This window comes from Anaerovibrio lipolyticus, from assembly GCF_021531495.1.
GTDB lineage: Bacteria > Bacillota > Negativicutes > Selenomonadales > Selenomonadaceae > Anaerovibrio.
Genome location: NZ_JADYTY010000047.1, coordinates 1 through 9,680, shown reverse-complemented (window position 1 = coordinate 9,680; position 9,680 = coordinate 1). Strand labels below are relative to the sequence as shown.

Here is a 9,680-nt window from a genome sequence, read left to right as displayed (position 1 = left end):
CGTATGGCGAAACTCATGAAGCACTATGATGTAATCTACTAAATTTTTTTACACAAAGTTCTTGACACACCCTAAATCTGAGGAATTAACTAGGTTTAATTTGACCTGTGTTCTTGATAATCTGATAGCCTCTGCTAAGTCTTTCGCTTCGGTATCAGATAATAGATAATAAAAAAATGGTGTTATCAAAAATGCATTATATACCACTGCCCTTAGACATGGGTATATAATGTGTGACCACTTAATTTGCGTAAGTAATTGACGGTAGACAAAATAAAAATGCTAATGATTTTTCTCACTGTTCGATTGTATGTTTTCTGTAAATATGATAAAATATACTTACAAACATAATTTCTAAAAGAGGTGAGAAAATGGAGTATGCAAAGGGGTTCAAGTTTAGAATCTATCCAAATGCCCAGCAACAAAAAATCATAAATCAGACATTAGGATGTGCACGCTTTGTGTATAATCATTTTCTTGCTATAAGACGAGATAACTGGCAGGAAAAGCATGAGTCTGTGACCTATGTAAAGTCCAGCCGTTTGCTGACAGAGCTGAAATGTAATCCAGATTTCGTGTGGCTGAAATCTGTTGACAGTATGGCTTTGCAGGAAGCCCTGAGAAATTTGGACAGGGCATTTCAGAATTTCTTTAAAAAGCAGTCTGGCTATCCAAAATTCAAGTCTAAGCACAGCCACAATCAGTCCTATCGTACCAGAAACCAGTCAGGGGGTATCCGTATCATTGACGGTAATATCAAGCTCCCCAGAATCGGCGTAGTGAAAACCAAGCTATCAAGAGAATTTGAGGGACGCATCCTAAATGCCACTGTCAGCCGTACCCCAGCGGGAAAATACTTTGTTTCATTGTGCGTAGAGATGGATATTGAGTTGCTACTGAGGCGAAACAATGGTCGGCAGATTGGCATTGATGTTGGAATAAAGGAATTCTATTCCAATGACCAAGGAAATACCGTAGCCAATCCACGTATTTTGAAAGGAATGGAGAAAAAACTAAAACGTCTGCAGAGAAGCCTGTCAAGAAAGGTCAAGGGCAGTAATAACCGCAACAAGGCTAGAATTAAGGTGGCCAGATTACAAGAAAGGATAGCCAATATCCGCAGGGATTTCCTGCATAAGGAATCAACTAAGCTTGTAAGGGAAAATCAGCTGATTGCGGTAGAAAATTTAAAGATTAAGAATATGTTGAGAAATCACAAATTAGCCAAGGTCATATCTGATGTAAGCTGGGCTGAGTTTTTCCGTATGCTGGAATACAAGGCCAAGTTCTATGGCTGTGATGTGGTGAAGGTGGATACTTTCTATCCGTCAAGCCAGACCTGTTCCTGCTGTGGCTATCAGAATAAGGCTACAAAGAATCTTGGTATTCGTAAATGGACTTGTCCACAGTGCAACACTCAGCATGACAGGGATGTAAACGCCGCTAGGAATATTCTGAGCAAAGCCTTAGAAATGCAGAAATCAGCATAAGCTAAAGAATAAAATACCGTGGGACACACGGAAATCTACGCTTGGGGAGAGCGTGTAAGACATATATGCCACGGCCTATATGCAGTGCTCATGGAACCAAGAATCCCCTGCCTTTAGGCATGGGGAGTGTCAAGTCATAAATGTGGGCGTATCAAGAAGGATTTAAAACTTTCTGATAGAAAATATATTTGTGAATGTGGGTATCATGCTGACAGAGATTTTAATGCAAGTCTTAATTTGAGAGATTCAAAAACTTACAAAATTGCTTAAACAAGCAAATGTAGGTATGTACCGATGGCTTAGTCGGGAATTTACGACTGTGGACTGTACAAGAACTTGTGAGTAGCGTATTACTTGTAATCGCAAAAGCATACAGAATGAAGCAGTAAGAAAAGTTTGCGAAAACTTTCAATATCTCGATATGGATATATTTGTCCATATTTTGAGTGGCAGGTGAGGCGATGGTTGTACATGGTGCGGTGATTATTGAGCAAGGGGTGACCTTTGCCATTGTGGTGGTCAAGCCAGAGGTGACGCAATATACGGTGCGGGCCACTAGATTTAGGCAGGCTATCAGGCCCTATTTTCCCAACATGCCTATTATTCTTATGAGTCAGGATAAGGAGGGAAAGCCTCATTACTATGGTCGTAAGGATGTGGTAGAGTTTCTGCGGGAGATTCCGTTGGATAGAATCCCCTGGAAAACCTATCATATTTATTGAGTCTTAGACAGATAAAATTGGCAAAATAAAGAGGAGCTATGCCCTATGTGAAATATTATTCGCTGATAGGGAAGGCTCCTTTTTGTGTATGAGTATTAGTGTATCTATTGGTTTACCAGTTGGCTACGGAGTCGGCAAAGAAATTGTCCAGCTCCTCCTTGGTGGAGAAAATAGCCAGATACATATAGTTGGCCATAGCCTCTGCCAAGGCATCTGGAATAGGGCAATGCATCTTGATGGCATAGCCGTATTTGGCTAGCAGCTCCTCATGGGACAGCTTGAAATTCTTGCCATTGCGGCGGCCGGAGAAGATGCAGTAGTAATGTGGGCCGGTAGGCTTTAGGGTACTGTCATAGGCAATCATATCAGCCCAGATTTTGTACACATCAGTGCTGTGGGCAAAATTAATCATATCAGGGGTAAAACCGCCACATGGCCGCATATTTACCTCCAGACCAATAATATCACCTTTTTGGCCCAGACCGTCCATATCATCTGTAAGACGGAAGAACTCGAAGTGAACGAAACGACTTTTTACATTAAAGGCCTTTACGGCAGCCCGGCCAGCCTGACGGGTATCCTCTGGCAAATCCTTGAGAATATAAAAAACACTGTTGTCCTGGTCATTAACAATATCCATAATGCTCATAGGGGTTACATTGCCAGTTTCAAAAATAGGATTGCCCTGGGAATCAATAATGGCATCATAGCTGTTTACCTCTGCCCGGACAAATTCCTCCATAATGTACTGGGTGGTATCGTGATTCTTGTACCGCTGTTCAAAGAAGAAACCCAGCTCCTGATCATTACGGATTTTGAAGGTATTGGTAGCACCTACACCATTATCTGGCTTGACTACTACAGGGTAATGTACCAAATCTACAAAAGCCTTGGCATCATTCCATTCCTGAACCAGATGCCATCTGGCTGCTCTGATGCCAGCCTGGGCATAATATTCTTTCATTTTGGATTTGTATTTGATGCGAGGAATATCCTCATTGTGGAAGCCGGTAGCAATCTGAAAATCACTGCGGAGATGAGCATCCCGCTCCAGCCAATACTCATTGTTGGATTCCAGCCAGTCAATTTTGCCGTATTTGTTTTGGAAAAAGGCTACAGCCCCAGCTACCTCGTCATAATTTTCCAGAGAGGAAACCTTGTAGTATTCATCCAGACTATCCTTTAGTTCCTGATGAAGATTATCGTAGGGGCAATCCCCAATGCCTAGCACCCGCAGGCCGTTATTCTTCAGCTCACGGCAGAATTTCCAATAGTTTTCGGGAAAATTAGGGGAAAGAAAGATAAAGTTTTTCATAGTATACACCTCATATATTGTACATTAACGTGGGAATAGCAAAGGGCAGCTGTTTTTCCCAGCTGGCTTCGTTGTGCTCTCCTTCAGGCACCAATCTGGTACTGAGGAGAATATCCTTGGAGCCTAGAAGCTGGGCGGCTCGGACAAAATTATTTCTCGACCAATGTTCATAGTCAAATTCCCGACGGCCATAGTCCATATAAAGCACTGTATCAGGAGTAAGCTCTGCTTCCTGAATCATTTGACACAGCTGGTCAATATCAATATCCAAAGTAGGAGATAGGGCGGCTCCTCGTGAGAAAACATCATTATGCATTAAAAGGGCATAGAGCGTCATTAAGCCTCCCATAGAGCTGCCACTGATAAAGGTATGCTGCCTATCTGGCAGAGTTCTGAATCTGGTATCAATAAAGGGTTTTAATACATTAATGAACCATTCCATTGTTTCCTGAGCTCGCGGTTCGTAGGGGCCGCCCCATTCCCCTTGGGGATTGTAATAGAAGGGACTGTACTCAGAAAGTCTGCCATTGTCAGCATGACAGTTGCATTCATAAGCTGCCACAATCAAAGGGGTTTTTGTTCGATTTAAATACTTTCCTAGTCCCCAGCTTTTACCGTAAGTGGCGTTATCATCAAAAAAAACATTCTGGCCGTCAAACATATAGAGAACGGGATAATGTTTTGCTTTGTAAATGTTGTAGCCACGAGGTAAATAGACATAAAGCCGTCTTTTCTCTGGCCCGGTAAAGCAGGGGTAGGTTATTTTGAATTTTTTTATCATATGTTAAATACTCCTTTTGCCTGTACCAAAGGAAAAATATCGTATATCTATAGGTATTCCCTAGGGGACAGGAGTTGAGTAAAGTTTAGCATAGCAGGGCTAAAAATACAAACAAAATTCATTGGGAAATAATAATAACAATAGGTGACTTTGCTAGCTAAAGTGTGCTATAATTTCTCTATACAGGTAATCGCTGTGCTATTAGGGAATATAGGCATGTGCATGACCCTGCACTAGTGTGGAGGTGTGAAATTTGGCTGGTAAATTAAAAATTTTGATTACGGACGATTCCAAATTGCTGCGGAAAAAGCTGCGGGAGGAATTGGAAAAACTAGATTGTGATGTGCTGGAGGCTGAGAATGGCAAGGAAGCTATTATGCGGGATTTGACTGAGCAGCCAGATGGGATAATTTTGGATATAGTAATGCCAGAGGTAGGGGGAGTTGAAACCCTGCAGGTTATCAAGGAGATAAATCCTGAAATTCCTGTTATTATGCTGTCCTCAGCAGGAACCTCTCAGAAGCTTAAGCAGACCTTGGAGTTGGGAGCTTTGGACTTTATTCAAAAGCCTTATACCAGCGAGCAGATTAAGCAGGCTGTAGAGCAGATTCGCAGAAAGGTAGAGAAGAATCATGGCAAATAGGCAATTTTCCCAGTATCTGCTGAACAGAGGCGTTTTGTCTTCTGACAATGCAGGCAGAGTATTGGCGAAATCCCTTCATGTTGTCCCGGACCTTGCTGTATTGGCTCTGGAAAAGGGGCTGATTACGTCCCAGCAAGCTAAAAAACTGCTGGGAGTGAAAGAGTTTGTTGTAGCTGCTTTGGAAGAAAGTTATCTCAATGCCTTGCAGTTGGATGAATTGAAAAAAGCAGTACCGGATCGCAGTGCATGTCTAGGACAGGTTCTGCTGGAAGAAGGGATTGTAGATATTCATACCTTGGCTAAACTGTTTGAAGATAGCAAGGATGAGGATAGCCATCCAGTAGATGATGTTATCAAGGAGATGTTGGAGGCTCAGGGATGGGATGCTCACGAGCATGCCTATATTAGTGAATATGTAAAGCTGTTTCTGAGGGCCATGCGCAAGTTTATGCATACAGAGGCCTTGATTATTCCCAATGAAGATTTGGATCTGGTGGATGCTACCTATTTGACATATCAGAGTATGGGTGGAGCTTTGAGATTGACAGTAGGCTGTCGTATGACAGGCAATGTGCTGTTGGCTATGGCTGGCAGATTTAGCGGTGAGGAAGAAACTGAGGTTAACGAAATGGCTATTGATAGCATTGAGGAGTTGGCCAATGTTATCAATGGTTTGTACATTGTAAATATGTCCGGACATAGTCATGATATGGATTTGGATATGCCAAAAACCTTGGAAAACGGTGTTCCTGCTGGAGAGGATGTGTTTGCCCTTCGGGTAGAAACAGAGTTTGGTGCTTTTATGCTGTATCTGTCTAGAGAAGGATTTATGCTGAATGAGAAGAATCTTTTTGGCTGGTAAAAAATGATGGGAGATGGCAGCTGGAATAGTTGTTGTCTCCTGTTATAAAAAAATATAAAATTTTCTTGACAGAAAATCATAATAGTGCTATTATTTATATCGTTGCTGGTGAGCAACAAAATTGAATAGATTTCTTGTTGTTCAAGCAAAGTGGAGAGTTGTCCGAGTGGTTGAAGGAGCACGCCTGGAAAGCGTGTGTACGGTGATACTGTACCGAGAGTTCGAATCTCTCACTCTCCGCCATTTTTTTATCTAAAAACAGGCAGTTTTCATAGGTTTATATGAATGCTGGCTGGTTTTCGTTGTATATTGGACTGCAGCATTCTGGTCTTGCGCAAGGCAGTCTCATGAACCTCGTCAGGTCCGGAAGGAAGCAGCGATAAGTGAATCGCTGTCTGTGCCGCAAGGGTGCCTGGATGCTGTGGTCCAATGTACAATGATTTGACGCCTGAGGGGCGTCTTTTTTTGTGCCTAAAAATCCTGCCTCTGGATACTTGTAAAAACAGTCATAGGGAACAAGGTGCCAAGGTTGGCTAGATGTGATATAATTTTATTATATATTTTATGGGGGGCAACGGATATGGCATATATGGCTTTATATAGAAAATGGCGGCCGGGAGGCTTTAGTGAGCTGGTGGGGCAGGAACATGTCAGCAGAACTCTGTCCAATGCTATTAAGACCGGACGTATTGGTCATGCCTATCTGTTTGCTGGCCCTAGAGGTACTGGTAAAACCAGTACGGCCAAGATTCTGGCCAAGGCCCTGAATTGCGAAAAGGGACCTACACCGAATCCTTGTAATCAATGTGAGGCTTGTCAAAAGATTAATGCAGGCACATCTATGGACGTATTTGAGATTGATGCTGCCTCTAACCGCGGTATTGATGAGATTCGGGATTTGCGGGAAACCGTAAAATTTGCGCCAGCAGAGGGGCGTTACAAGGTTTATATCATAGATGAGGTACATATGCTGACGATGGAGGCTTTTAACGCCTTGCTGAAAACCTTGGAGGAGCCACCGGCTCATGTGGTATTTATTTTGGCCACTACGGAAGCTCACAAAGTGCCTGCTACCATACAGTCCCGTTGCCAGAGATATGATTTCAAGCGGATTACGGCAGGGGATATTCAAGGCAGGCTGCAGCTGGTGGCAGATAGCATGGAGCTGGACTATGAGCCAGAGGCTCTGCACCTTATTGCCATGAAAGCGGATGGTGGTATGCGAGATGCCTTGGGACTGCTGGATCAATGTGCTGCCTTGGTGCAGGGAAAGCTGACTGTAGATCAGGCTGGAAATTTTCTGGGGTTAATTGGCCGGCAATGGATAGAGGCCTTGGTAGAGGAAATTGCCAAAAGAGATGGGGCCGGAGTGCTGGCTAAGGTTGGGGAGCTGTTGCAGGGAGGCAAGGAATTGTCTCAGATGCTTAGCGAATTGGCCTTGTATTTCCGCAGTATGCTGATTTTGAAATCTGTGGGCAATGTGCAGGAAATGGACTATGGAGGAAACAATCCGGAGGCTTTGACCAGACAGGCAGCAGCCTTTTCCCAGGCTAAATTAATGCAGGATATCCGCAGGATTCACGGAGCTATTGCGGAGCTGAAATGGTCTCCTCAGCCTAGAATCACTGTGGAGGCGGCTCTGCTGGAGTTGTGTCAGTCTGAGGCTGTGTTAGAGGCTGGTGTTGCTGAAAAGCCGGCCAAGGCAGGAAGCAGTGGAGAAGAGTCGGTCCGTATTTCTCAGCTGGAAGCCAAGCTGGCTAAGCTAATGAATATGGTACAAAGTGGGCAGCTGCCATCCTTGACCGCTAAGGGCAGTGATGGGACTGCTGGCAAGGCTGAGGATGGGCAAGGTGTTGAGCAAAGCTCTCCTGGCGGGATAGTGGAAATTCAGTCTGTGGATGCAGGCAATCTGCATAAAAAGCTTTTGCAATTCTTGCGGGGACATGGTGGCGGGGCACTTTCCTGTATGGAGAAAAGTGCTGTGCTTTCTGTAGGCAACGGTCAGGTAGTGATTGGCTGTCAGAATGAGATGGTAAAAGGTCTCATGGAGCGCATTTACAAGAAAAAAATTGAAGCTGCCCTGGGAGATATTCTGGGAGGGGCAGTCAAGGTGCATTTCAAGCTGGCTGAAATGGTGCAGAAGGCTCCGGAGCCAGAACCGGATTTGCCAGATATTCCTCCTCCAGAGGATGAGAATGAAGGCATTGTGAATATTGATAATTTGCCTGCAGGGGAGCAGTATCAACTGCGCCATGCAGCAGAGGTTTTTGGTGGTGGCTTTACAGAAGCCCCAGAGGAGGATTAGCCTGTAAATCATTTGACTAAGTTGTATATATTTGATAGCATATTTTTAGAATATTTTCTATGAGAAATGTTGTTTTTCTATATTGAGAGGAGAGATGTTATGTTCGGCGGAATGGGCGGCATGAATATGAATGGCATGATGAAAAAGGTGCAGAAGATGCAGAAGCAGATGCAGGATATGCAGGAGCAGCTGAAGAAGCAGACTGTGGATGCTACTGCTGGCGGTGGCGTAGTAAAGATTACTATGGATGGCGAGAAGCAGGTTAAGGGCATTGTGATAGATCCAGCAGCTGTAGATCCAGAGGATGTAGAAATGCTGCAGGATTTGCTGGCTGCTGCCTTTAATGAGGCTACCAAGAAGGTGGATGAAAAGATGGCTGGAGAGATGAGCAAGCTTACCAGCAGTATGGGCCTGCCTCCTGGAATGTTCTAATGAAACGCATAGAACCGTTGGCGAAGCTAATAGAGCATTTTAAGGCATTGCCGGGGATTGGCAATAAGACTGCGGTACGACTGGCTTATCATGTGCTGGATATGGAGCCGGCCAAAGCCAGGGAGTTGGCAGCAGCTATTGTTAATGCCAAGGAAAAGATTGGCTATTGCCATATTTGCTTTAATCTTAGCGATGAAGATCCTTGCCGTATTTGTCAGGCAGCTGGGCGGGACCACAGTCAGATTTGTGTGGTGGAACAGCCACAGGATGTGGATGCTGTGGAAAGAATGAGAGATTTCAAGGGTGTATATCATGTGCTTCATGGAGCGCTGTCTCCTTTGGAGGGGGTTGGCCCGGATAATCTCCGTATTAAGGAACTGCTGGCCAGAATGCAGGACGGTAGGGTGAAGGAAGTTATAATGGCAACTAATCCTAATGTGGAGGGAGAGGCTACGGCTATGTATATAGCCAAGCTGCTGAAACCATTGGGAGTACGGGTAACGAGAATTGCTCATGGCTTGCCTGTGGGCGGTGACCTGGAGTATGCCGATGAGGTGACCTTGTCCAGGGCTATGGAGAACCGTATTGAGCTGTAGCTCAGGGAGGCTTATTATGGAAATAATTGGATCTTTTATTGTAGGGATAATCGTGCTGTTTATCTTGCTGCGGGTATTGTCCCTGCCATTTAGAATAGTATGGAAGCTGATTACCAATAGCATCGTGGGTGCATTGATGCTGTGGGTTGTGAATCTTTTTGGCCTGGGGATAGAGATTACCTTTTTCAAGGCACTGATAGCAGGCTTCTTTGGAGTTCCAGGTGTGCTGGTGGTTGTGTTGGCACATTTTCTTTAATTTTATGGCATGATGGGTGTTTGTTTATATCTATCATGCCTTCTATTTTGTGTATTCATTGCACCTTCCTGCTTTGGCGCTATTTGTAATTTTGACGTATTTACTGGAATGGAACAGCAGATGATAGTACCCTAAGAAAACCCTTGCTAAGCCTCGGTGCTTAATGAGTTCAAGCTGTAAGGCGCAGAAGAAATTTAGCAACCGTTAGGCTTAGCTAGGAGCGGGCAATATGCCAGCGACATATTGCCCGGAATAAAGAGACCGCTGTGTCACTTTAT

Annotated in this window: 11 protein-coding genes, 1 tRNA gene and 1 other RNA gene; 11 read left to right on the top strand and 2 right to left on the bottom strand. The window is 44.2% G+C overall.

Going from position 1 to position 9,680, the window contains the following annotated elements; all coding sequences use genetic code 11:
* The first annotated feature begins 371 nt into the window (after positions 1 to 371).
* The 3 genes from tnpB to I6E26_RS10535 all read left to right on the top strand — a co-directional run bounded on the left by tnpB (position 372) and on the right by I6E26_RS10535 (position 2,212).
* Positions 372 to 1,490 (top strand): IS200/IS605 family element RNA-guided endonuclease TnpB, encoded by a 1,119-nt coding sequence (gene tnpB / locus I6E26_RS10545; protein ID WP_235321824.1) that lies wholly within the window; start codon positions 372 to 374, stop codon positions 1,488 to 1,490.
* A gap of 126 nt (positions 1,491 to 1,616) precedes the next feature.
* The gene (locus tag I6E26_RS10540) at positions 1,617 to 1,760 is read left to right on the top strand and encodes a zinc ribbon domain-containing protein (protein ID WP_419179925.1); all 144 of its coding nucleotides are present in this window, start codon (positions 1,617 to 1,619) and stop codon (positions 1,758 to 1,760) included.
* 191 nt (positions 1,761 to 1,951) lie between these two features.
* Complete coding sequence (locus I6E26_RS10535; protein WP_235321823.1) at positions 1,952 to 2,212, top strand: hypothetical protein; 261 nt, start codon at positions 1,952 to 1,954, stop codon at positions 2,210 to 2,212.
* 112 nt (positions 2,213 to 2,324) lie between these two features.
* Here I6E26_RS10535 and I6E26_RS10530 read toward each other — a convergent pair whose 3' ends face one another.
* Positions 2,325 to 3,527 (bottom strand): ATP-grasp domain-containing protein, encoded by a 1,203-nt coding sequence (locus I6E26_RS10530; protein ID WP_235321822.1) that lies wholly within the window; start codon positions 3,525 to 3,527, stop codon positions 2,325 to 2,327.
* A 10-nt stretch (positions 3,528 to 3,537) separates the two neighbouring features.
* The gene (locus I6E26_RS10525; protein WP_235321821.1) at positions 3,538 to 4,308 is read right to left on the bottom strand and encodes an alpha/beta hydrolase; all 771 of its coding nucleotides are present in this window, start codon (positions 4,306 to 4,308) and stop codon (positions 3,538 to 3,540) included.
* 253 nt (positions 4,309 to 4,561) lie between these two features.
* On the opposite strand from I6E26_RS10525, the gene I6E26_RS10520 reads away from it, so the two are divergent.
* The 8 genes from I6E26_RS10520 to I6E26_RS10485 all read left to right on the top strand — a co-directional run bounded on the left by I6E26_RS10520 (position 4,562) and on the right by I6E26_RS10485 (position 9,402).
* On the top strand, positions 4,562 to 4,951 hold the full coding sequence (locus tag I6E26_RS10520; RefSeq protein WP_235321820.1) for a response regulator: 390 nt from the start codon (positions 4,562 to 4,564) through the stop codon (positions 4,949 to 4,951).
* A complete protein-coding gene (locus I6E26_RS10515; protein ID WP_235321819.1) occupies positions 4,941 to 5,813 on the top strand; it encodes a chemotaxis protein CheX in 873 nt (290 codons plus the stop codon). Before I6E26_RS10520 ends, I6E26_RS10515 begins: the two co-directional genes overlap by 11 nt.
* Positions 5,814 to 5,965: 152 nt before the next feature.
* A tRNA-Ser gene (locus tag I6E26_RS10510) sits at positions 5,966 to 6,056 on the top strand.
* A gap of 78 nt (positions 6,057 to 6,134) precedes the next feature.
* An RNA gene (gene ffs / locus I6E26_RS10505) (signal recognition particle sRNA small type) lies at positions 6,135 to 6,234 on the top strand.
* Between the two features lie 159 nt (positions 6,235 to 6,393).
* Positions 6,394 to 8,118 (top strand): DNA polymerase III subunit gamma/tau, encoded by a 1,725-nt coding sequence (gene dnaX / locus I6E26_RS10500; protein ID WP_235321818.1) that lies wholly within the window; start codon positions 6,394 to 6,396, stop codon positions 8,116 to 8,118.
* 99 nt (positions 8,119 to 8,217) lie between these two features.
* Positions 8,218 to 8,550, top strand: coding sequence for a YbaB/EbfC family nucleoid-associated protein (locus I6E26_RS10495; RefSeq protein WP_235321817.1), 333 nt, complete (start codon positions 8,218 to 8,220; stop codon positions 8,548 to 8,550).
* Positions 8,550 to 9,146, top strand: a complete 597-nt coding sequence (gene recR, locus I6E26_RS10490) for a recombination mediator RecR (protein WP_235321816.1) — start codon at positions 8,550 to 8,552, stop codon at positions 9,144 to 9,146. The genes I6E26_RS10495 and recR overlap by 1 nt, the downstream gene beginning before the upstream one ends.
* A 16-nt stretch (positions 9,147 to 9,162) precedes the next feature.
* Positions 9,163 to 9,402 (top strand): pro-sigmaK processing inhibitor BofA family protein, encoded by a 240-nt coding sequence (locus I6E26_RS10485; RefSeq protein WP_235321815.1) that lies wholly within the window; start codon positions 9,163 to 9,165, stop codon positions 9,400 to 9,402.
* Positions 9,403 to 9,680: the final 278 nt, after the last annotated feature.